This is a genomic window from Nocardiopsis camelliae, assembly GCF_028993595.1.
Classification (GTDB): domain Bacteria; phylum Actinomycetota; class Actinomycetes; order Streptosporangiales; family Streptosporangiaceae; genus Nocardiopsis; species Nocardiopsis dassonvillei.
In genome coordinates this window covers 707,975-729,773 of the sequence record NZ_CP118614.1, presented here as the reverse complement: position 1 = coordinate 729,773, position 21,799 = coordinate 707,975, and the positions used below count along the sequence as shown (strand labels likewise).

The following is a 21,799-nucleotide window of genomic DNA, read 5'->3' as shown; positions in this document are numbered from 1 at the left end:
GGTCTCCGTCGCGGGAGGGGCCGACTGGCCTCCTCCCCCGCCTCGGTCTCCCCTACACCCCCACCAGGCGCCTCCTGCTGCCGTCCCACGTGAAGTGCAGGGTGGCGATCCCGGGCACGTTCGGGTCCCGCAGGCACTCGTAGATGTTGAGGCTGGGGACGCTGGCGAAGCAGCCCCACACCCGTTCCGAGGTCAGGACGAAGTCCAGGTCCAGTTCGACCAGCAGGCCCAGCAGGCGCCCGTGCGTGGGCTCGTCGACCTTGGCGAAGGCGTCGTCGAGCAGGATCAGCCTCGGCGCCCACGGCGCGCGGGCCGCCAGGGCGTCGAAGTGCGCGGCGGCGGCCGCGAACAGCACCAGGTAGGCCACCACGCGCTGCTCGCCCTGGCTGAGCGCCGTGCGGTGCCCCAGGCGCCGCTCGTCGCCCGCGCCGTCGGTCACGTACACGGTGAAGGTGAACCAGGACCGGTAGTCCAGGGCCGCGCGCAGCTGCGCGCCCCCCGTGGCGGTGGGGTCCAGGCGGCGGATGGCCTCGATGCAGCGCCGGAGCGCGTCGCGCAGCCGGGTCGTCTGCACGCGGGTCCGCTCCCGGGCCGGGGTGGCCAGGAGCGGCACGACCGCCTCGATGTCCGCGCCGGCGTCGGGGGCCAGCCGCCAGTCCAGGCGCACGCCCAGACCGGCCGAGGTGGTGACGTCCTTGAGGACGTGGTTCATGGTGGCGATGAGGGCCCTGGCCTCCTCGACCTGGCGTGCCAGGTGGCCGGCCAGCTCCCCGAGCAGGTGCCGTTCGAAGGCCTCCTCCTCCGCGATCGCGACGCTCTCCTCGGCCCCGGCGACCGCGGCGGCGATCCGTTCGGCGTAGGCGGTGACGTCGTGCGCGCCGTCCTCGTCGTGGACCGTGAGGCGCTTGACGCCCCGGGGTTCGCTCATCTCGGTGCGGACCTGCGCCCAGCCCGCCGAGGCGAGCACCCGGTCCAGGTCCTCGCGGCTGGCCAGGACCGTGCTGTCGTCGACCCGGGGCGCGTCCGCCTCCTCGTCGCCCTCCGGGGCGGCCAGGCCCTCCTCCATCGCGATGACGAAGGCCTCCAGCAGGGCGAGGCGGGCGTCGGGCCCGGGGGGCGCGGTCTCGGCGCGGGCGGCCAGGTAGGCGGCCAGGGGTGCGTCGTCCTCGGCGCACGCGCCCAGTCCCGCGGCGCGCAGCAGCACGGCGTCGGGTGCCTCGGCCCCGGACTCGTCGGTCCCGCTGACCGAGGCGACCAGGCCGTCCCCGGCCGCGAGCGCGCGGCTCACCTGCTCGGCGCGCTGGCGCGTGGCCGCGGCCAGGCGCGCCTCGGCGCTGACCCGTTCGTCCCGGGCGCGCTGGGCGTCGCGTTCGAGTTCGGGCAGCCGCTGGGCGGCCTCCTCGGCTCTGGCCCCGACCTGCTCGCGTGCGGCGTCGAGCTGTTCGTCGGCCACGCCCCGCGCCCGGTCGCCGAGTTCGATCTGGCGGCGGACGGTGATCATGTCGTCGATCGCCGCGGCTCTGGCGTCCTCGGCCAGCACCCGGTCGGCCCGGACGGCCCGCCAGGCGGCGACGTGGTGCTCGTGGTCGGCGAGCTCCCAGGCCAGGACGTCCAGGTCGCGCAGCGCGGAGGCGATGAGGACGCGCAGGTGGTCCAGGGCGCGCAGGGCGCTGTCCAGGTCGGCGCGCGCGGTGGGCAGGTCCCTCTCCCCCGCGGCGGGTCCGCCCTCCTGGGTGCCCTCCACCGCGGAGGCGCGGCGCAGGCTCTCGCGGACGTCGAGCAGTTCGGCCCGGCAGTCCTCGGCCGCGTCGCGGGCCACGTCGTGGGCGCGGCGCGCGGCGGCCACGTCGTCCCGGGCGGTCTCCAGGGCGGCCCAGGCGCGGATCAGGGGGGCGGCGTCGGGCAGGTCGCGGGAGACCTCCAGGAGTTCGGCGTAGGAGTGCTCGACGGCCCAGCGGCGCTCGCCCGCCTCGGCGAGCAGGGCCTCGGCGATCGCCATGCGCCGGTCGGTGTTGGCGGTGGTGCGGTCGCGGGCCCGTTTGCGGGCGGCCTCGCCGATGTACTCGGGTTCGCTCTTGTAGTGGGCGCCGGAGGCCACTCCCAGGCGCCAGCCGCCGGAGAGGGACATGGCGCTGGAGAGGGCGACGGCTCCGGGGCTGTCCTTGCGGTGGCGGGGTTCGGCCTCGGCGTCCTCGGGGTCGCGGGCCCGCTCCGCCTCGGAGTCCAGGGAGATGGAGGAGAGCAGGGCGCGCAGGGTGTCGGGGGCGACGCCGCGGCCGGCGGTGGGACCGGCGGCCGGGACGAGCACGTCGAGCAGCGTCCGGCCGCGGACGGGGCGCGACAGCGCGGGGACCGGAACCGGGGAGACCATGAGGTCGCGCGTGGTCGGGTCGTGCAGGGCCCCGTCGGCGCGGACCCAGCCCGCCAGCAGTCCGCTGGCCTCCAGGGCGGCCTCCAGGCCGGCCTGCTCGCGCGTGCTGAGCCCGTCCGCGAAGTCGACGGCCAGGTAGAGGGGGAGGCCGTCCCCCTCAGGGCGCGGGTAGGTGGCCCATCCGGGGCGCTCGGGGGCGTGCTCGGCGTTCTTGGTGCGCCGGTCCGCCAGTTCCGCGAGTTCGCCGGAGAGCTGGCCCTCCTCCCCGACGGCCACGTCGCGGCGTGCGCGCAGTTCCTCCAGGAGGGGGTCCACGGCGGCGTGCGCCAGGCGGGCCACCCTGCCGGGGACCGCGGGGTCCAGGACGCGCAGCGCGTCGTCGATGGGCAGTTCGACGCTGCCCTCCAGCTCGTGGATGGCCCCGCCCAGGGCGTGCGCGTGGCTGGAGTCGCGCAGCCGGGCGGACCACTCCCGCACGCCCTCGGCGTAGGCGGCGCTCTGGCGCCGTACGAGGCCGACGGCGTCCTGCTCGCGCTGGTGGGCGCGTTCGAGCACGGCGTCGGCGGACTCGGCCTCGCTGGTCAGCGCGACGAGGCGGCGGTCGGCAGCGGCCTCGGCGGCGGTGAGCCCGGTCAGGCGGGCGGCCAGGTCGGCGCGGTCGGCGGCGCGGTCGGCGGCTCCGGTGAGGCGGTCGTGGAGGCGGCCCAGGCGTTCGCGAAGGCCGTCCAGGTCAACGCCCTCGACGGGTTCGCGTTCGACGGCCTGTTCGAGTCCGCGCAGGTCGACCCGGGTGGTGCTCTCGCGGGGGGCGTGGACGGCGGCGACCGGGTCGGGGACGGTGCCGAGGACTCCGGGGTCCATGCCCGCTGCGGAGGCGGCGCGCGCGGCCTCGGCGTGGGTCTGGCGCAGGACGTCGAGCGCGCGCTCGATCGTGGCGGTGTCCTCGCCGATGCGCTCGACGGTGTGGTGTTCGACCCGTTCGGCGTGCTCGGCGGCCACCCAGGCGGCCTCGGCCGCGCGGATGTAGGCGCCCACGGCGGCGTCGTAGGCGCGGCGCTCGCCGTCCGTGGCGGTGGCGGCGCCGCCCTGGGCGGCGGCGAGGGTCGTGTCGTCGGACCGGGCGGTGTCGCGGGTGCGGCGGGCCTGGTCGCGTTCCTCGGAGATCTGGCTCTCCGCCGTGATGAGGCCGTCGAGTTCGGCGCGCAGCCGCTCGGTCTCCTCGGTGCGGTCCGCGGCGGCGTCGATCTGCTCGCGCACCTCGGCGGCCCGGGTGCGCAGAGTGTGGACGAGGTAGCCCCGGTAGTCCTCCAGGAAGGCGGTGACGCCCGCCCCGGCCTCGGTGAGGGCGTCCTTGTCGGAGCGGGCCCGCTCCAGGTCGGCGATGTTGCGGGCGACCTCGTCCAGGATGGTCTCGTCCATGGGCGGCAGCGCCTCGGACAGGACGCCGACGAGTTCACCGGCCTCCAGGCGGTCGCCGATGGTGGGGCGGCGCAGCCGGTAGAGCAGGTGGATGAGGTTGCGGTAGCGGACGGAGTCGTCGATGCCGAACAGGTCGTGCATCACGCGGGCCCGGTAGGGGACGGGGCTGGTGAAGCAGTTGTCGGCGCCGATCTCCGAGCGGAGGCGGTCGACGGGCTTGGGGCGGCCGTCGGTGACGAGTTCGAGGTCGTGGCCGACCCGGCGGTCGGTGACGAAGAACACGCACCGCGGGTCGGAGTCGCCGACCGCCATGACGGCGGCGCCCAGGGTCAGGTGGCTGGGCGGGGCGTCGGGGTCGCGGGGCTCGGGTTCGGGTTCGCGCGCCGCCGCGTCGGACTCGGCGGCGCTGGCCGCCGCGCTGGCGGCGAGGAGGGCGGAGGCGCTGCTGGCGCCGGTACCGGCGAGCAGCGCGGAGGCCCCCCGGCCGGTTCCGGAGCGGGCCGCGGCGTCGAGTCCGCGGTCGCCGCGCTCGGTGGTGAACTCCACCCACAGGTAGCCGAGCCGGGTGGCGGGGCCGGACTCCTCCCCGGCGGGGCCGCCGGGGGCGTCGGCGCCGTGCGGGCCGTCGGCGGGTTCGCCCTCCGCGCCGGGGCAGCCGAGCAGGTCGGGGCCGTCCTCCCCGGCTCCGTGGAGGCGGCCGGGCCGCGTGTCCTCGGCCATGAGCCAGCGCAGGCTGGTGCGGTTGGTGCCCGTGGTGTCCAGGCGGCGCACGTCGCCGTCGAGCAGGAAGGGGAGCAGCATCTCCAGCGCCTTGGACTTGCCCGCGCCGTTGCGGCCGCGCAGCAGCAGCCGCCCCTCCGCGAAGTCCATGACGTGGTCGTCGTACTGCCAGACGTTGCGGATGCCCGCGCGTTCGAGCCGGTAGCGGGGGACGCCGTCGGAGGCGCCGGTACCGGCGGAATCAGCCGGACCCGTCGCCGCCGCTTCCGGGGCCTGGCTGGTCTCCTGAGTCACCACTGGTCGCGCTCACCTTCTCGTTCGCCACCGCTTGCAGCACGGACGCCACCCGGCCCAGGTCGCCGCGGGGGTCGGCGGGAGCGTCGGGGGCGTCGGGTCCACCCTCGTCGTCGTCGGGGGCGCGCACCGGATCGGGGTGTGTCCGGCTGTCTTCGTCATTGTCCTGGATCGGGGGGACGCGGATGTCCGTTTCGGCCCCGTAGCGGGCGGCCGCGGCGGTGAGCCGCCACCGCCCGGGGGCGCCCCGCAGCAGTCCGAGGTCGGCCAGCAGGACCAGGACCCGCTCGCGGAGCCGTCCGGGGTCGGGGATCTCGGGTCCCGCGGTGCGGGCCCACTCGGCCCGCGCGGGCGCGTCGTCGCCGCAGAGGGCCTCCAGCGCGGTGTTCATCTCCTCCTCCGGAACCGGGGCGGAGGTGGCGGGGCGGCCGGGGTGCAGGCGGCCGGAGAGGTGGCGGACCAGTGCCAGGGCGACCTGTCCGACGGGGTCGTCGGAGGGGAAGACCGGGCGGGCGCCCGCCTCGTCGGGCATCACGAGGGCGACGCCCTCGGCGCGGACCTCGGTGTCGCAGCCGAGGAGGTTGCCGAGCGCCGCGGCGGCCCGCCACTGGTGTGCGGCGAGGCGGTCGCGCTGGCGGTCGGGGAGCTCCTCGCGGTAGACGACGGCGGTCTCGGCGAGGAGCCTGCGCAGGGCGGTCTCGCCCTGGTGGTCGCCCTCGGGGTCGGTGTCGCGTGCGGCGGCGAGGAAGGAGTCGGGGTCGTCGGAGGCACGGGGCAGGTGGACGGCGACCGAGCGCAGGACCTGCGTGTGCGGGATCAGCTCCGCGTCGGCGGAGGGGTCCTCACGGTGGTCGGCGATGGCGCCGAAGTCCTCGGTGAGGGCGCCGAGCGAGACCAGGTGGAGCAGGGCGGCGCAGAAGGCGCGGCGCTCGGCGAGGCCGCGCGCGGGGTCGGCGTCGACCCCGGCCTCGTGCGCGGCGGAGCGGACCCGCGCGGCCAGGCCGCGGACGGTGGTGGGGCCGTGCTCCTCGACCAGGACGGCCAGGGACAGCGCCAGGTAGGTGTGCGTGCGCGGGGTGAAGGGGGCACCGGTCCCGCGTGCGAGGGGGCGCGCGACCTCGGTGACGAGGCCGCGTTTGACCAGCCGGGCGTGGTCCTCGGCGACGGTCAGGCGGTAGCCGAGCACGCGTTGGAACCGTTGGACGAGCCACTCGGTGTGGGAGCGCACGAGGGCGAACTCGGCGGGGTGGGTGCGCTCGGTGAGCAGGGGGTGGGCCAGGAGGGCGCGGGCCGCGGCCTGGCGTTCGCCGATGAGCGCGGCGTCCTCGCTGTAGGTGTCCGTCTCCATCACTCCCACGATCGCTTCTCGGGCGGGTTCGCGGACAGGTCGTCCGGACCGGTGGGACGCGGGTCCGGTCCAGGGAGGCTACCGGTGGGTTCGGTGTCCTCGGGGCGGGGCGCCGAGTCGGGGTCCGGGGAGGGCCGCGGGGGCGCTGAGGGGGCCGGAATCCCCAGGATGTCCGCGTAGGACGGGGCGGTGGGCGTCCCGGGGATCTCCGGGACGGACGGGGCGCGGGGGTGCGCGGAGTAGGGCGGGACCGCCGGGGACTGGGGGGAGAGGGGTTCCGTCGACCCTGCTGGTGTCCGGGGGGTACGGGGTGCGGCCGGGGACGGTGGGGCCTTCGGGTCCTCGGAGGCGGGCTGGGCGAAGGGGTTGCGGGGCGCGGACGGGGTGCCCGGGCCCGCCGAGCGGTCCGCGGCGGCGGGGTATCCGGAGACGGCGGGGCCCAGCGGATCGTCTGAGGACTCGGCACTCTCGGATGCGACGGGAACCCGAGGGTCGAAGAGCGCCTCAGGGCCGTCGGAAACGGACGGGCCCTCGGGGCCCTCGGGACCTGGCGGAACGGAGGAAGCCGTCGGGGCCTCGGCGCCAGCAGGAGCTTCCGGGCTGGTCGAGCGGTCCGGGGCGGCAGGGTGTCCGGAGACGGCGGGGCCCAGCGGATCGTCTGAGGTCTCGGCACTCCCGGATGCGACGGGAACCCGAGGGTCGAAGAGCGCCTCAGGGCCGTCGGAAACGGACGGGGCGGCCGAGGACTGGGTGCCGCCAAGGGCGTCCGGGCTCACGGTGGCGGCGGAGTCGGCGGGGGCCAGTGGGTCGTCCGGGGACTCCGCGCTTCCGGGTGTGACGGGAAGCCGAGGGTCGAAGGGGGCCTCAGGGATGTCGGGTGCGGACGGGGCGGCCGGGGCCTCGGGGCCCTCCGTGTCCGTCGGGGCCGAGGGAACCGTCGATGCCTCGGTGTCAGCGGCGCCGTCCGGGAACTCCGAGTCCTCGGAGGCGCCCGGGGGCCGAGAGGTGGAAGGGGCAGCAGGAGCGCCCGGGCTCGCGGAGGCGTCGGGGTCAGCGTGGGCCCGGGAAGCGGCGGAGGGGTCCTCCCCCTCGGGGGCGCCGACGGCGAGGGGGTCCGCCCCGCCCTCCTCCGGCTCCCCGGGGAGCGGTTCGAGGTCACCGGGGCCGTGCTGCTCGTAGGGGGTCACCAGCAGGCGCAGGCCCTCCAGGGTCAGCTCCCCACCCTCGCCCCGGATGGTGACGTCGGCGCCCGGCGCGGCGACGACGTGCAGGCGCAGCGCGAACTCCAGGTCCCCGGCGGAGGTGGGGCGCCTGCTGGCGTCGCCGGAGCCCAGGGCCGCGGTGAGGAGCTCCATCAGGACCTCCATCCCGGCGCCGGACAGGTCCAGGCGGGCGCGGCGGCCCGTGGGCTCGGTGAGCAGGGAGCGGATCTGCGCGGCACCGGCGCGGCGCCAGTGGGCGGAGGACTCGGCGGCGTCGCGCAGGCGCGCCTGCTGGGCGCGGTGGTCGCTCACCGGCTCGGGCGGCCGGGCGCCCGGGTGCTCGGTGACGGTGCTGCGGTCGGCGTCGGCCTGCCACCAACTGGTGGTGGCGGCGACACCCTCGTCCACCCTCCCCTCCAGGTGGAGCGCCGGGTGGAGGGCGTACGAGGCGGCGGCGAGGGCGTCGGCGCGGTCCGGGTCGGCCTCCTCGAACCAGGCGGCCAGGCGCAGCAGAGAGGCGCGGCCGTGCCGTGGCGTCGGCCGCCCGTCGGCGCCGCGTCCGTCGTCCGCGTGGTTGTCCGTCCACTGGTTGAGTCCCACAACTCAGCAGACTAGAGACCTCGCGGGCGCGCCACGCCCGTTTCGGCCCCCTCCGGCCCCGGGAAGAGGGCCGCGTCACCCGTTTTGAGCAGGAGTTATGTACTTTTGAGGAACTTTGGCATGATTCTGCGGAGGGAGGCGAAGCTCACCTCCACCGGACGCGGCGGCCTGTTCCCGGCGCCCGGTCCGGATCACTCGGATGCGGGCAGCGTCAGGGTTCCTCTGTCGACCTCCTGCAGCGTCCCGATCATCTCCTCCGACATCTCCTCGCCGAAGTCGGTGATCGTGTACGTGGAGAAGTACATGGTGCCGTCGACGTCCACCGGGTCGCCCAGCTCGACCTCGACCTCGTAGGGGTCGTCCTGGCACCCCTCCTGCATGCACCAGGTCCCCTTGACCCCTCCCTCGCCGCGCGCGACCTCGTCCGCCCACGTGCCCCACTCCATGTCGGTGAAGGTGGTGAACTCCGTGGCCACGTACTCGGTGGGGGTCTGGTCGTCGAACCCGTTCTCGTTCCCGTACCGGTTGAGGACGAAGGTCCCGCTGCTCTGGTTGCTGTCCTCCTGCGGAGTGGGCTGCGTCTCCCGCGGACTGGCCTGCTCCTGCGGTCCGGCGGTCTCCCCCTGCGGGCTCTGCTCCGTCTCCGGAGCACTCGTGGCCGCGGGAGGGTCCGGCACGCTCAACTGCTCCCCGCAGCCGGTGGCGGCCAACAGCAGTACCGCTCCCGTCAGGACCGTGCGCCTCATCAGGCATCTCCCCCCACGTCGGTTCCCTCGGATGTCCTACCTGCGACAAGGCCCTCCGGCAGGCTGCCGGAGGGCCTCGACGAACCACTCGCGTTTTCCGTCACTGCGGGATCGGGGACCCCGCCACCCGAAGGTGGCTAGTACCCGTCGCGCCCGTTCTCACCCTCGTCCTTGTGACCCTCCGAGTCGCCGCTGTCGTGGCTCTCGGAGCTGTCGTGCTGGACGTTGGTGGTGGCGGGGCCGTTGATGCAGTCACCCGTCGTCTGTGGCGACAGGATGGGCACGTTGACCCCGGCCACTCCCACGGACAGTTCGGCGTTGCAGATCTGGACCGGAACCAACTGGAGGTTCTGGTTGAACTGCTGGCCGCCGCCGTGGGAGCTGGCGAACACGGGCGAGGAGGCGAGCAGCGCGCCCAGGGCGACACCGGCGATGGCGGTGGCCGCCGTGAACTTGCGCAGCATGGGCCGTCCCCTAATCGATGTTGGTGCTGACCGGGCCGTTGATGCAGTCACCCGTGGTCTGCGGCGACAGGACCGGCACGTTGACGCCGGCCAGGAGGCCGACGACCAGCTCGGTGTTGCAGAGCTGGACCGGAACCAGCTGGAGGTTCTGGTTGTACTGCTGGTCGCCGCCGTGCGAACCGTGCGCGGCACCCGCGGAGGCGGGCGAGGCGGCCAGGATGGCGCCCAGGGCGATCCCGGCGACGGCAGTGGCCGTGGTGAGCTTGCGCAGCATGTCGGGACCTCCTAGTCGATGTTGGTGCTGACGGGACCGTTGGTGCAGTCACCCGTGGTCTGCGGCGACAGGACGGGGATGTTCACCGCGACCAGGCCGACGACGGCCTCGGTGTTGCACAGCGAGACCGGGATGGCCTGCAGGTTCTGGTTGTACTGCTGGTCGCCGCCGTGCGAGCCGCTGGCGGAGGCCGGGGAACCGGCGAGGACGACACCGAATGCGGCACCAGCGACGAGGCCGGCAATACCGAGCTTACGCAGCATTGAATTACCCTTCGAGAAAGTTTGAGATAGCGTCTTGTGCAGACGTATTGCCGGAACTAGCTGATGTTGGTGCCGACGGGGCCGTTGGTGCAGTCGCCCGTGGTCTGCGGCGACAGGATCGGGATGTTCACCGCAACGAGGCCGACGCTGGCCTCCAGGTTGCAGGACTGGATCGGGACCAGCTGGAGGTTCTGGTTGAACTGCTGGTCACCACCGTGCGAACCACTGGCGTGAGCCGGGGCTCCCATGAGGAGCGCGCCCATCGCGGCACCGGCGACCAGGCCAGCAGCGGCCATCTTCTTGAACATGACTTCCCCCGAGAATCGGTTACGAGGTATTGACAGAAAAAGACTCAGGCGCTTGTTGCACCTGTGTCGCGGTGGACTGGGGCAATCATCATCCGGCCCCCGGTTTTTGTCAACGCCGAAACTCGCGAAGCATTTTGTCCAGATTGTCGCGACCATTCTTTTCGTACTGACCGCGAATGGCCACATTGGCTTTCTTTCCGCTCGACACGCCCAAAGGGCCGACGCCGTGCCAAGACGGATCCAGACCGGCGAAGCGGACACACCACCCGCCATCCGCGCAGACGGGACGGGCTCCCCGCGCCAGCCCTCCGAGACCGACAGCGAAACCGCAGGTCAGCGCCCACCCGGGCGCGAGGCGCGCTCGCGACGCCCCTGACGGGAGAGCGAACATCCGCGTTATCCGCCCGTGTCCCGAACGCGATGGATCCGCGATCGGCCGAATCCGGAAAACAGCACCGCACGGGGCCCGGAACGCCCTCCGAGCACCGGAGGAGCGACGGGAATGTGACCCGCGTCTCCCCCACTGTGGGGCGACGCGCCCGCGTCGGGACGGAGGCGCGCCAGGGGCACCGCGCGAGGAACCCGGACGGCCCCGGCGGACGACGGCCGCGCGGGTGCCGGGACGGGCACGGGGACGAGCGGGTTACCCGGGTGAGCGGCGGCACACCCGGAATCGCGGCCTGAGAGCGTTCCGGGACTGTTCCGTGAACAGCCGTGAGGGACCGGGAACGCGAAACGCCCCGGTGACCAGTGTTCGTGCTGGTCACCGGGGCGTTTCCCCAGTGTGGCAGGTCAAGGATTCGAACCTTGGAAGGCTAAGCCGACGGATTTACAGTCCGCTCCCATTGGCCGCTCGGGCAACCTGCCTGGGCTGCGGCGACGTGTTCGTCGCGGCGCATCACCGAGAATAGCGGATGATCCGCCCGAACCTGAAATCGGTTGTTCGGGCGCGCCCCGACCGGGCACGTCGGGCGTCCGATCGGCGCGCGGCTAAGCTCTGAGGACCGTCCGCGCGGGGTAACCGCGCGCCGACGAGAACCCACGCGGGCGTCCACGGGCGCCCGCGACCCATGAAGACCTAGCGGGGTGTGAGCGAACGTGGCCGCCGAATCCAGTTTCGACGTCGTGTCCAAACTCGACCGTCAGGAGGTCGACAACGCGCTGAACCAGACCGCCAAGGAGCTGGCCCAGCGGTTCGACTTCAAGGGCACCGGGACCACCATCGCCTGGCAGGGCGAGGAAGGGGTCGAGGTCCGGGGCAACTCTGAGGAGCGGGTCAACGCCGCCCTGGACGTCTTCAAGGAGAAGCTGGTCAAGCGCAAGCTCTCCCTGAAGATCCTGGACCCCGCCGACGAGCCCCGGCTCTCGGGCAAGGAGTACCGCCTTCCCGTCGGCCTCAAGGAGGGCATCACCTCCGAGGACGCCAAGAAGATCTCCAAGCTGATCCGCGACGAGGGCCCCAAGGGCGTCAAGGCCCAGATCCAGGGCGACGAGCTGCGCGTCAGCTCCAAGAAGAAGGACGACCTCCAGAACGTCCAGAACCTCATCAAGGAGAAGGACTTCGACCTGGCGCTCCAGTTCGTCAACTACCGCTAGCGGTGGCGGACCGGCAGGCGTAGCCGACGGCGAGGACACGACGGCCGCCCGTCCCCGAGGGGGAGGGCGGCCGTCGCCGTCCCACCGCACCGGCGCGGTCGGGGCCGCCCCGCGGGTCCGCCGGGACGGCCTCAGTGGCCCAGGTCCCAGCTGCGGCGCAGCTCCCGCAGGCGCCGGACGCGCTCCGCCGTCGGCGGGTGCGCGGCGAACAGGCGGCCCACACCGTTCGGGAACGGGTTGGTGGTCATCAGGTGCGCCGAGGCCAGCAGGCTGCGCTCCCGGGGCAGCGGGTACCGGAGCGCGCCCACCTCCAGCTTGCGCAGGGCGTCGGCCAGCGCTAGCGGGTCGCCGGTCAGCCGCGCGGCCTGCTCGTCGGCCCGGAACTCGCGCCGGCGCCCCACCCCGCAGTAGACGACCATGGCCGCGAGCGGCGCCAGCAGCACCGTCATCAGGCCGCCCAGCAGGGTGGGCATGTCGCTCTCCTCGGAGTCCCCCAGCGGGACCAGGAGGGCGATGGCGGTCGTCGCCGTGATCACCGCGGTCAGGGTGGCGGCCACCGAGCTGATCAGCGTGTCGTTGGCCCGGATGTGCGCCAGCTCGTGGGCGATCACGCCGCGCAGCTCGCGCTCGTCCAGCGTGCGCAGCAGCCCCGTGGTGCAGCACAGGGAGGCGCGGCGCGGGCTGCTGCCGGTGGCGAAGGCGTTGGGCGAGCGCACCGGCGACAGGTAGAGGCGGGGCATCGGCTGCCGGGCGGCCGTGGCCAGCTCGCGGACGATCCGGTACAGCTCGGGGCGCTCGATCTCGCTCACCGGCCGCGCACGCATCGCGCGCAGCGCCAAGGACTCCCCGAAGAGGTAGACCAGGACCCCGGCGCACAGCACCAGGGCCACCGAGAACTGGACGCCCTTCTCCGCTCCGCACAGCCAGCCGACGAGGACGACGAGCACCGCGGCGCCGACGAACAGACCGGCCGCGCGGGCCACGCTGGCGTGCACGCCACCACCTCCTCGCTCAGCCGACGATGAATGCGTACATGGTGGCAAACGTGCGGGTCGCCGCTTCGCGTTCCCGTTACGGGACGAACGTCCGAGGCATCACTGATCTCCCTCTCACCTGCTGTCTCCCCCGCACCACCCGCACCTTCGTCCACGGCCACACCCCTCCGAATCCCCTCCGTGTGACAATGGCCACCCGCCCGCGGTCTCGGCGCCCCCGACGACTTATAGTGCGAACGTGGCCCTCATCACTGCGCGTACCAGGCCGTCGGGACTCCACCCCCTCGGTCCGGCGCGCGGGCGGCCGTGTCGTTGAAGGCTGGCCCCTTCACGACCCGGCCGTCGCGGCGCGGCCGCACCGCGCGAGACCGGGTTGGCGCATCCGGCGATCGCGAGGGCCGCGAACGCTGTCCCCACGTCCCCGAACCAGGCACCCGGCCCGCGACGGTGCGGTCCGGTCGGGGGCGACACCCGAGCGCCGCCGCCCGTCACGACCGGCGGCTCACCAAGGAGGTCGTCGATCTCAGTGGCCAAACAGATCGAACAGCTCGACCGCGTCATCATCCGCTTCGCCGGGGACTCCGGCGACGGCATGCAGCTGACCGGTGACCGCTTCACACAGGAGACGGCGTCGTTCGGCAACGACCTGTCCACGCTGCCGAACTTCCCCGCGGAGATCCGCGCTCCCGCCGGAACCCTGCCCGGGGTGTCCAGCTTCCAGCTGCACTTCGCCGACCACGACATCATGACCCCGGGGGACGCACCGGACGTGCTGGTGGCGATGAACCCCGCGGCCCTCAAGGCCAACCTGGGCGACCTGCCCCGGGGCGCCACCGTGATCGTCAACACCGACGAGTTCACCAAGCGCAGCCTGGCCAAGGTCGGGTACACGGCCGACCCGCTGACGGACGGGACGCTGGACGGGTTCAAGGTGAGCGCGGTGCCGCTGACCTCCATGACGGTGGAGGCGCTCTCCGGCGCCGACATCTCCAAGAAGGACGCGCAGCGGGCCAAGAACATGTTCGCCCTGGGCCTGCTGTCGTGGATGTACAACCGGCCGACGGAGGGGACGACCTCGTTCCTGAAGTCGAAGTTCGCCGCCAAGCCCGACATCCTGGCCGCGAACCTGACCGCGTTCCAGGCGGGGTGGAACTTCGGCGAGACCACCGAGGACTTCGCGGTCTCCTACGAGATCAAGCCCGCGCGGCTCCCGGCGGGCACCTACCGCAACATCACCGGCAACCTGGCCACCGCCTACGGGCTGATCGCCGGGTCCGAGCGGTCGGGGCTGCCCCTGTTCCTGGGCTCGTACCCGATCACCCCGGCGTCGGACATCCTGCACGAGCTGTCGCGGCACAAGCGGTTCGGGGTGCGCACGTTCCAGGCCGAGGACGAGATCTCCGGCGTGGGCGCCGCCCTGGGCGCGGCCTTCGGCGGCTCCCTGGGCGTGACCACCACCTCGGGTCCGGGCATGGTGCTCAAGCAGGAGACGGTGGGGCTGGCGGTGATGACCGAGCTGCCGCTGGTCATCGTGGACGTGCAGCGGGCCGGTCCGAGCACCGGCATGCCCACCAAGACCGAGCAGACCGACCTGCTCATGGCGCTGTACGGGCGCAACGGCGAGTCGCCGGTGCCCGTGGTGGCGCCCGCCTCCCCCGCGGACTGCTTCGACGCGGCGCTGGAGGCCGTGCGGATCGCGGTGCGCTACCGCACGCCGGTGGTGGTGCTCTCCGACGGGTACCTGGCCAACGGTTCGGAGCCGTGGCGGCTGCCGGAGGTCTCGGAGCTGCCGCGGATCGACCCGGCGTTCGCGACCGGGCCCAACGGGCCGGGCGGGACCTTCCTGCCCTACCTGCGCGACGAGGAGACGCTGGCCCGCCCGTGGGCGGTGCCGGGCACGGCGGGGCTGGAGCACCGGATCGGCGGTATCGAGAAGCACGCGCAGAGCGGCGACATCTCGTACACGCCGGCCAACCACGACCTGATGGTGCGCACGCGCCAGGCCAAGATCGACGCGATCGCCCGCGACGTCCCCGAGCTGGCGGTGGACGACCCCGGCGGGGAGGCGGACGTGCTGGTCCTGGGCTGGGGCGGCACGTACGGGTCGATCACCGCGGCGGTGCGCCGCGTGCGCCGCGCGGGCGGCCGGGTGGCCCAGGCGCACCTGCGCCACCTCAACCCGTTCCCGGCCAACCTCGGCACGGTGCTCCACCGGTACGAGCGGGTGGTGGTCCCCGAGATCAACCTGGGCCAGCTGTCCCTGCTGCTGCGCGGCAGGTACCTGGTCGACGTCATCGGCTACAACAAGGTCCGCGGCCTGCCCTTCAAGGCCGAGGAGCTCGCGGGCGTGCTTCAGGAGGTCATCGACCGTGACTGAGAACGTGACGGGTGCCGGCGCGAACGGCCACGTCCACGGGGCCCCGGAGGCCCTGGGCGGGCTGCGCCTGGTGCCCAGGACCGACACCGAGTACAGGATGAAGGACTTCAAGTCCGACCAGGAGGTGCGCTGGTGCCCGGGCTGCGGCGACTACGCGATCCTGGCCGCCTTCCAGTCCTTCCTGCCCGAGCTGGGCGTGCCGCGCGAGAACGTGGTGATGGTGTCGGGCATCGGCTGCTCCTCGCGGTTCCCGTACTACCTGAGCACGTACGGTATGCACTCGATCCACGGGCGCGCCCCGGCGATCGCGACCGGGCTGGCCACGAGCCGCCCGGACCTGTCGGTGTGGGTGGTGACCGGTGACGGCGACGGGCTGTCCATCGGCGGCAACCACCTCGTCCACGCGCTGCGCCGCAACGTCAACATCAACATCCTGCTGTTCAACAACCGGATCTACGGGCTGACCAAGGGCCAGTACTCCCCCACCTCCGAGCCGGGCAAGATCACCAAGTCCTCGCCGGTGGGGTCGCTGGACCACCCGTTCAACCCGCTGTCGCTGGCGCTGGGCGCGGAGGCCACGTTCGTGGCCCGCACGATCGACTCCGACCGCAAGCACCTCACGTCGGTGCTGCGGGCGGCGGCCGACCACCCCGGCGCGTCGTTCGTGGAGATCTACCAGAACTGCCCGATCTTCAACGACGACGCGTTCGAGCCGCTGAAGGACCCGGCGGCGCGGGACGTGCGGCTGCTGCGCCTGGAGCACGGCGAGCCGCTGCGGCTGGGCCCGGACCGGGGCGTGGTTGCCGGGGGGTTCGGCGGCCTGGAGGTCGTGGACGTGGACTCGGTGGGAGAGGACCGGCTGCTGCGGCACGACGCGCACCGGGAGGACCCGGGGTACGCGTTCGCGCTGTCGCGCCTGGACCAGCCCGCGTTCGAGCACGTGCCGATCGGGGTGCTGCGGGACGTGCGCCGCCCGGCCTACGACGAGCTGGTGAACGAGCAGGTGGCCGACGCGCGGGCCGAGCGCGGCGACGGCGAGCTGGCCGCCCTGCTGGCCAGCGGGGACACCTGGAGGGTGGAGTAGGGCCGTGCCCGGGCCCCGCCGGGTGCGGGGCCCGGGCGCATCCGGCGGCCGGGTGTGACACGGCGGACAGGGACGCTGGCCCGCCGACCGCGCAGCGGGGGCGTACGCTCTGCCCCATGCGTATCGTCATCGCCGGAGGACACGGGAAGATCGCGCTGCGGCTGGCCAGGCAGCTGGCCGACCGAGGTGATGAGCCCGTCTCCCTCATCCGCAACCCCGACCACGCCCAGGACGTCCGCGACGCCGGTGCCGAACCGGTCGTGATCGACCTGGAGAAGGCCACCGTCACCGAGCTGGCGGAGAAGCTCATGAACGCGGACGCCGTCGTGTTCGCCGCGGGCGCGGGCCCGGGCAGCGGCGCCGCCCGCAAGGCGACCGTCGACCACAAGGCCGCCGTGCTGACCGCCGACGCGGCCTCCCTGGCGGGCGCGCGCCGCCTGGTCCAGGTGTCGGCCATCGGCGTGGACGAACCCGTGCCGGAGGGCACGGACGACGTGTGGGCGGCGTACGTGGAGGCCAAGCGGGCCGCCGACGCCGACCTGCGCGAGCGCGACCTGGAGCTGGACTGGACGATCCTGCGCCCGGGCGGGCTGACCGACGACCCGGGCACCGGCCGGGTGGAGCTGGGCGGGGAGGTCGAGCGCGCCACGGTGTCCCGTGACGACGTGGCCTCGGTGATCGTCGCCCTTCTGGACGAACCGGGAACGGTCGGCAGGGTTCTCAACCTGGTGAACGGGGAGACACCCGTCGCCGAGGCCGTGCGCGCCGCTGCCGCCTCCTCCTGAGGGGGTGCCTCCGGCTCTCTGTGGCCAGATGCTCCTCCAGGGGGCATGATGGTTGCGGAGCCCGGCGGAGTCCCGCCACGGTGGACGCGGATGACCGGGTGTCAGCCCGACGAGTACGGCAAGCTCCACGCAGAGCAGATGGGTACGGTTATTCATGAGCGTCACGCAGGTCGTGAGGGACAGCACGGTCGTCGAGCACGCCAAGGTCGCCGCGCAGCAGAAGCGCCGGATGTTCATCATCCAGTTGGAGGTGAACGCCTACGACGAGGCCTCCAGCAAGCTGCGCCCCGGGCTGACGCGCATCCTGGAGGGGATCGAGGAGGCCGGGTGGCGGCTGGACCTGATCACCCCGGGCGACGAGGGTGACAAGCCCGCCCGCCTGTTCATCTTCCGTCCGGACCCCGACGGCAAGAAGGACGACGCCGCCAAGGCCGAGCCGCAGCACCATCAGGAGCCCTCGGGCCAGCAGCACGCCTACCCGCACCCGCCGACGGGCGCGCAGCCGCAGGACCCGTACGCGGGGTACGGCCAGCAGCCCGGCTACGGCCAGCAGCAGCAGTACCCGGGCTACGACCAGCAGCAGTACCCCGGGTACGGGCAGCAGCCGGGGTACGGCCAGCAGCCCGGGTACGGGCAGCAGTACCCGGGTTACGGGCAGCAGCAGGGCTGGTAGTCCCGCAGCCGGGAAAAGGGTCCGCACGGTCAGCCGTGCGGACCCTTTTCCTACGCCCGATGTCGGACAAATACGGGTTCCGATGCATTCGACGGACATCGCCGCTGGCCCTGCTTTCGGTTGGGTAAAACCTTCACCTGGCGAAGCGGCGATATGTCCGGCATGTCTACCCCGAAGCCGAAGAAACTCCAGGGAAACTCTGGATTCTTCCCTGAAAGTACTCCGAGCACGTCCGTGACTACGCTAAGTTAATTCCGGCGGATGCAGCCACCCTGTTTTGAACTTCCGAAAGGTAAGAAGCATGTCCCGTATTGCCAAGGTTTCCGGATTCGTCCTCGCCACCGGCCTCGCGTTCGGTGCCTTCACCGGGACCGCCGCCGCGGACAACAACGCCGAGATCCAGAACATCACGATCCCGGTCTGCCTGGACGTCCTCGCGGCCTCCGGCTTCAGCGGCAGCGACTGCAACGTCGTCAACTGGGACTCCACGAGCGGCATCTCGGTCGAGGACTAGGACCGGCCCGCCCTCGCGCCCGGCTCCTCACCGCGGAACCTGCGGGTCCCGTCAGCACCAACGATCACACCACGAACCGAAAAGGACCAACACCATGAAGCGCTTCGCCTCCGTCTCCGGCCTCATCCTCGCCACCGGCCTCGCCCTGGGCGCCATGTCCGGCACCGCCGCCGCCGACAACAACGCCGAGATCCAGAACGTCACCGTGCCGATCTGCGCCGACGTGCTGGCCTTCGACGGCGTCGAGCTGGGCGGCGACTGCAACGTGCTCTCCGGCGACAGCACCTCCGGCATCTCCGTCGAGGACTAACAACCTGTCGACCCGACGAACCTCTTGCGTACGACCTTCTGTGGGGGTGGACGCGGGGCACGGCGCACGCCGCGCCCCGCGTTCCTGTGTCCGGGGCGTGGACGCGGTGCTCAGGAAGCGCAGGGCCGCGGATCGACGCCCTCCACCGGATCGGTGACCAGCCGGGCGTGCGCGCCAGTGTCGAAGCGCTCCGCGCCGTAGCGCAGCTTGCCCCGTTCGATCCCCTCGGGACGGAACCCGGACCGGCGGGCCACCAGGCACGACCCCGGGTTGTTCAGCCGGTGCCCCAGCTCCAGCCGGAACAGGCCCGCCTCGGCGAAGGCGTACTCGCTCACCAGCAGCGTCCCGGCCGTGGCCACGCCCCGGCCCCGCGCCTCGGCCAGGGTCCAGTAGGACACCCAGCCGGTGTCGTGGGCTCTGCTGGTCACGGTGACCTGGACGTGTCCCAGCACCGGCCCGTCGTCCCCGACGACCGCGAAACCGAAGGCCGCGCCCTCCTCCGCACGGACGCGCTGCCGGTCGATCCACGCGGCGGCCAGTTCCGGGGTGCGGGGGACCTCGGGCGACTGCCAGGCCAGCTCCGGCTCGGCGAAGGCCTCCAGCACCCGGTCGGCGTCCCCCGGCTCCCACTCACGCAGTCGGTACACGGCCGCTGCCTCCTCCTCTTGCGCGCTCTGACCGCGCCACGCTACAACCACCGCTCCTCCGCGCCCTCGGGGAGGGTGTGCCCGCGAAACCTCCCCGCGCCGGCCCGGCCGCCCCGCCCGCCGGGAGGGAGGGTCCGTTCCGCGCCCGGAGGATGTCACGTACGGCCGGAGCTGGTACGTCTGCCTTCCATGACCACCGACGTCTTCGAAGAGCACCGCCCCCTGCTGACCGGTGTCGCCTACCGCATCCTCGGCAGCGCCTCCGACGCGGAGGACGCCGTCCAGGAGGCCTGGCTGCGCTGGTCCTCCGTCGACCCGGCCGCAGTGGAGGACCCGCGCGCCTACCTGGTCACCGTCACCTCCCGGCTGGCCATCGACCGGCTGCGCAGCGCCCGGTCCCGGCGGGAGTCCTACGTGGGCGACTGGCTGCCCGAGCCGGTCAGCGACATCCCCGGCGGGGCCGAGCAGGCCGAACTCGCGGACTCGGTGGAGTTCGCGCTGCTGGTGGTCCTGGAGACGCTCAGCCCGCTGGAGCGCGCCGTCTTCGTGCTGCGCGAGGCCTTCCAGATGCCCTATGCCGAGATCGGCGCGGTGATCAGCCGGGAGGAGGCCGCCACCCGCCAGCTCGCCCGGCGGGCGCGCGACCACGTACGCGACAGGCGCCCCCGGTTCGAGGCCGATCGGGCCGTGCGGCGGCGGATCACCGAGCGCTTCCTGGGAGCCTGTCTGGAGGGCGACCTGGAGGGGCTGACCGGTCTGCTGGCCGATGACGTCACGCTGGTCAGCGACAGCGGCGGCCGGACCAGGGCGCCCCATCGGATCCTGGAGGGCGCGGCGAAGGTCGGCCGGTTCCTGTCCGTGCTGGCGCGGCCGCGCAACGCGGAGCGCTTCCTCGTCTCCGCGGGCCTGGACGGCGCGGAGGAGCTGAGTTCGGCGGTCACCGAGGTCAACGGCGGTCCGGCGGCGGTCGTCTCCGTCGGGGACAGGGTGGTCGCGCTGCTGTCCCTGGACATCGCCGAGGGCCGTGTGCGGCACGTGTACCTGGTGGCCAACCCCGACAAGATGTCACGTCTGCGGTCGCCCGAACCGTCCTAGCGGTATGGACATCACCGTTGTGGGCGGTGGGCTCGCCGGACTGACCGCGGCCGTCGCCAGCGCCGAGAGGGGCGCGAACGTCACCCTGTTGGAGGCGCACCGGACCCTGGGCGGGCGGGCGCGCTCCACCGAACCGCCGTACACCGCCAACGAGGGGCCGCACGTGCTCTACGGCGACGGCCCGCTGTTCGCGTGGCTGGCCGGGCGCGACCTGCTCCCGCCGTACCTGCCCTTCCCCGCGCGCGCCGTGCCCCGGGTGCGCGTGCGCGACCGGGGGCGTGTGGGAGCGCCGCCGGTCTCCCTGCTCCGGGCCGCCGCGCGGCGGCGGCTGCGCGCGCCGCACGACCGGGACTTCGGTTCGTGGGCGCGGGAGGCGCTCGGCGCGGAGCCCGCGCGCGTGGCCGCGAACATGATGGGCGTGGCGCTGTTCGACTCCGACCCGTCGCGGTTGTCGGCCGCGTTCGTCTGGGAGCGGTTCCTGCGGGTCACCGACCCCGGCTGGCCCTCACCGAAGTACCTGGTCGGCGGCTGGTCCTCGCTGGTGGAGAAGTTGGCCGGACGGGCCCGGGAGATGGGGGTGCGCGTGGGGACCGGCGAGCGGGTGGACGCGCTCCCGGGCACCCCGGTCATCGTCGCGACATCGCTGGCCTCGGCCCGTGCGCTGCTCGGCGACGACTCGCTGGAGTGGGAGAGCGGGCACGCCCTCATGGTGGACCTGGGGCTGCGGCGCGGCCGGGACCCCTTCATCGTCTTCGACGCCGACGAGTGCGGCTTCCTGGAGCGCTACTCGCTGGTGGACCGCACGCTCGCCCCCGGGGGCGAGGAGCTGGTCCAGGCGCAGCTGCCGGTGCGGCCGGGCGAGTCCCGGGCGCGGGTCACCGAGCGGCTGGAGCGGTTCCTGGACCTGTCCCTGCCGGGGTGGCGGGAGCGGGTGACGTGGCGGCGCGACCAGGTGGCACGCGGGCGCACGGGCGCGCTGGACCTGCCGGGGTACACGTGGCGGGACCGCCCGGCCGTGGACCGGGGCGACGGCGTCTACCTGGCGGGTGACGCGGTGGCGGCGCCCGGCCTCCTGGGCGAGGTGTCGCTCAACAGCGCGGTCGCGGCGGCGGAGGCGGCCACGGGCGGGCGCGTCGTCCGCGCCGTCTAGCCGACCGGGGGACGGGCGGGGCGATCCGCGGGGCGTCCGATGGGGCGGCCGGGGCGGCGGAAGGCCCGTGGGGTCCTCCGCCGTTCCCGTGGCCCGGGTTTCCGGCGGCGTGCTCGGCCGGGCGGACGCGAACCGGTTCGCGTCCGCCCGCGCCTTGGCGTGTTCCGGGCCGGACCGGTCAGGCGGGCGCGTGCGAGACGGCCTCGACGTTGTTGCCGTCCGGGTCGCGGACGAACGCGCCGTAGTAGTGCTCGTGGTACTCCGGCCAGACCTTCGGCTCGTGGAGCACCTCCGCGCCCGCCTCGACGGCCGCGGCGAAGAAGGCGTCCACCGCCGCCCGGTCGGGCGCGGTGAAGGCGATGTGCGACTCGCGCGCCCCGCCGGACGCGGGCGCGGGTCCGATCCAGAAGTCGGGTCCGGACGTGCCGTAGCCGACGTTCTCTCCGTAGTCGAGGATGCGGCGGGCGCCCAGCGGGGCGAGGACGGCGTCGTAGAAGGCGGCGCTGGCCGCGGGGTCGCTGACCTGGATTCCGAGGTGGTCCAACATGGGCCGAGTGTGACACG

Annotated in this window: 20 protein-coding genes and 1 tRNA gene; 9 read left to right on the top strand and 12 right to left on the bottom strand. The window is 73.4% G+C overall.

Annotated features, from left to right (window positions below; all coding sequences use genetic code 11):
* Window positions 1–52: 52 nt before the first annotated feature.
* The 9 genes from PV789_RS03435 to PV789_RS03395 all read right to left on the bottom strand — a co-directional run bounded on the left by PV789_RS03435 (window position 53) and on the right by PV789_RS03395 (window position 10,876).
* A complete protein-coding gene (locus tag PV789_RS03435; protein WP_274976126.1) occupies window positions 53–4,807 on the bottom strand; it encodes a TIGR02680 family protein in 4,755 nt (1,584 codons plus the stop codon).
* A complete protein-coding gene (locus tag PV789_RS03430) occupies window positions 4,752–6,152 on the bottom strand; it encodes a TIGR02678 family protein (protein WP_274978034.1) in 1,401 nt (466 codons plus the stop codon). Before PV789_RS03430 ends, PV789_RS03435 begins: the two co-directional genes overlap by 56 nt.
* A complete protein-coding gene (locus PV789_RS03425) occupies window positions 6,152–7,954 on the bottom strand; it encodes a DUF2397 family protein (RefSeq protein ID WP_274976125.1) in 1,803 nt (600 codons plus the stop codon). Before PV789_RS03425 ends, PV789_RS03430 begins: the two co-directional genes overlap by 1 nt.
* 191 nt (window positions 7,955–8,145) lie before the next feature.
* Window positions 8,146–8,700 carry a hypothetical protein gene (locus PV789_RS03420; protein WP_274976124.1) on the bottom strand — a complete coding sequence of 185 codons (555 nt, stop codon included), beginning with the start codon at window positions 8,698–8,700 and terminating at the stop codon, window positions 8,146–8,148.
* A gap of 137 nt (window positions 8,701–8,837) precedes the next feature.
* Window positions 8,838–9,164, bottom strand: a complete 327-nt coding sequence (locus tag PV789_RS03415) for a hypothetical protein (protein WP_274976123.1) — start codon at window positions 9,162–9,164, stop codon at window positions 8,838–8,840.
* A 10-nt stretch (window positions 9,165–9,174) separates the two neighbouring features.
* Entirely contained in the window at window positions 9,175–9,438 is a 264-nt protein-coding gene (locus PV789_RS03410) for a hypothetical protein (protein WP_274976122.1), read from the bottom strand.
* 11 nt (window positions 9,439–9,449) lie between these two features.
* Window positions 9,450–9,701, bottom strand: a complete 252-nt coding sequence (locus PV789_RS03405; protein WP_274976121.1) for a hypothetical protein — start codon at window positions 9,699–9,701, stop codon at window positions 9,450–9,452.
* A gap of 56 nt (window positions 9,702–9,757) precedes the next feature.
* Window positions 9,758–10,009, bottom strand: coding sequence for a hypothetical protein (locus PV789_RS03400; protein ID WP_047870990.1), 252 nt, complete (start codon window positions 10,007–10,009; stop codon window positions 9,758–9,760).
* A gap of 785 nt (window positions 10,010–10,794) precedes the next feature.
* Window positions 10,795–10,876, bottom strand: a tRNA-Tyr gene (locus tag PV789_RS03395).
* A gap of 231 nt (window positions 10,877–11,107) precedes the next feature.
* On the opposite strand from PV789_RS03395, the gene PV789_RS03390 reads away from it, so the two are divergent.
* Complete coding sequence (locus PV789_RS03390) at window positions 11,108–11,605, top strand: YajQ family cyclic di-GMP-binding protein (protein ID WP_274976120.1); 498 nt, start codon at window positions 11,108–11,110, stop codon at window positions 11,603–11,605.
* A 131-nt stretch (window positions 11,606–11,736) separates the two neighbouring features.
* On the opposite strand, the gene PV789_RS03385 is transcribed toward PV789_RS03390, so the two are convergent.
* Complete coding sequence (locus PV789_RS03385) at window positions 11,737–12,600, bottom strand: M48 family metalloprotease (RefSeq protein WP_274976119.1); 864 nt, start codon at window positions 12,598–12,600, stop codon at window positions 11,737–11,739.
* 526 nt (window positions 12,601–13,126) lie between these two features.
* Here PV789_RS03385 and PV789_RS03380 point away from each other — a divergent pair.
* From PV789_RS03380 to PV789_RS03355, 6 genes are all read left to right on the top strand, one after another.
* Window positions 13,127–14,977 carry a 2-oxoacid:acceptor oxidoreductase subunit alpha gene (locus tag PV789_RS03380; RefSeq protein WP_274976118.1) on the top strand — a complete coding sequence of 617 codons (1,851 nt, stop codon included), beginning with the start codon at window positions 13,127–13,129 and terminating at the stop codon, window positions 14,975–14,977.
* Window positions 14,970–16,061, top strand: a complete 1,092-nt coding sequence (locus tag PV789_RS03375) for a 2-oxoacid:ferredoxin oxidoreductase subunit beta (protein WP_274976117.1) — start codon at window positions 14,970–14,972, stop codon at window positions 16,059–16,061. The genes PV789_RS03380 and PV789_RS03375 overlap by 8 nt, the downstream gene beginning before the upstream one ends.
* A 116-nt stretch (window positions 16,062–16,177) precedes the next feature.
* Window positions 16,178–16,846 carry an SDR family oxidoreductase gene (locus tag PV789_RS03370; RefSeq protein ID WP_274976116.1) on the top strand — a complete coding sequence of 223 codons (669 nt, stop codon included), beginning with the start codon at window positions 16,178–16,180 and terminating at the stop codon, window positions 16,844–16,846.
* A gap of 154 nt (window positions 16,847–17,000) precedes the next feature.
* Complete coding sequence (locus tag PV789_RS03365) at window positions 17,001–17,519, top strand: hypothetical protein (RefSeq protein WP_274976115.1); 519 nt, start codon at window positions 17,001–17,003, stop codon at window positions 17,517–17,519.
* A 301-nt stretch (window positions 17,520–17,820) separates the two neighbouring features.
* Window positions 17,821–18,033 (top strand): hypothetical protein, encoded by a 213-nt coding sequence (locus tag PV789_RS03360; RefSeq protein ID WP_274976114.1) that lies wholly within the window; start codon window positions 17,821–17,823, stop codon window positions 18,031–18,033.
* 94 nt (window positions 18,034–18,127) lie between these two features.
* A complete protein-coding gene (locus tag PV789_RS03355) occupies window positions 18,128–18,343 on the top strand; it encodes a hypothetical protein (RefSeq protein WP_274976113.1) in 216 nt (71 codons plus the stop codon).
* Window positions 18,344–18,453: 110 nt separating this feature from the next.
* Here the strand turns inward: PV789_RS03355 and PV789_RS03350 are convergent, their stop codons facing one another.
* Window positions 18,454–18,990, bottom strand: a complete 537-nt coding sequence (locus PV789_RS03350; protein ID WP_274976112.1) for a GNAT family N-acetyltransferase — start codon at window positions 18,988–18,990, stop codon at window positions 18,454–18,456.
* Between the two features lie 189 nt (window positions 18,991–19,179).
* Here PV789_RS03350 and sigJ point away from each other — a divergent pair, with 189 nt between their 5' ends.
* Both sigJ and PV789_RS03340 read left to right on the top strand, forming a co-directional pair.
* A complete protein-coding gene (sigJ, locus tag PV789_RS03345) occupies window positions 19,180–20,085 on the top strand; it encodes an RNA polymerase sigma factor SigJ (RefSeq protein ID WP_274976111.1) in 906 nt (301 codons plus the stop codon).
* 4 nt (window positions 20,086–20,089) lie between these two features.
* Entirely contained in the window at window positions 20,090–21,235 is a 1,146-nt protein-coding gene (locus PV789_RS03340; protein WP_274976110.1) for an FAD-dependent oxidoreductase, read from the top strand.
* A gap of 178 nt (window positions 21,236–21,413) precedes the next feature.
* On the opposite strand, the gene PV789_RS03335 is transcribed toward PV789_RS03340, so the two are convergent.
* Window positions 21,414–21,782 carry a VOC family protein gene (locus PV789_RS03335; RefSeq protein ID WP_274976109.1) on the bottom strand — a complete coding sequence of 123 codons (369 nt, stop codon included), beginning with the start codon at window positions 21,780–21,782 and terminating at the stop codon, window positions 21,414–21,416.
* Window positions 21,783–21,799 lie beyond the last annotated feature (17 nt).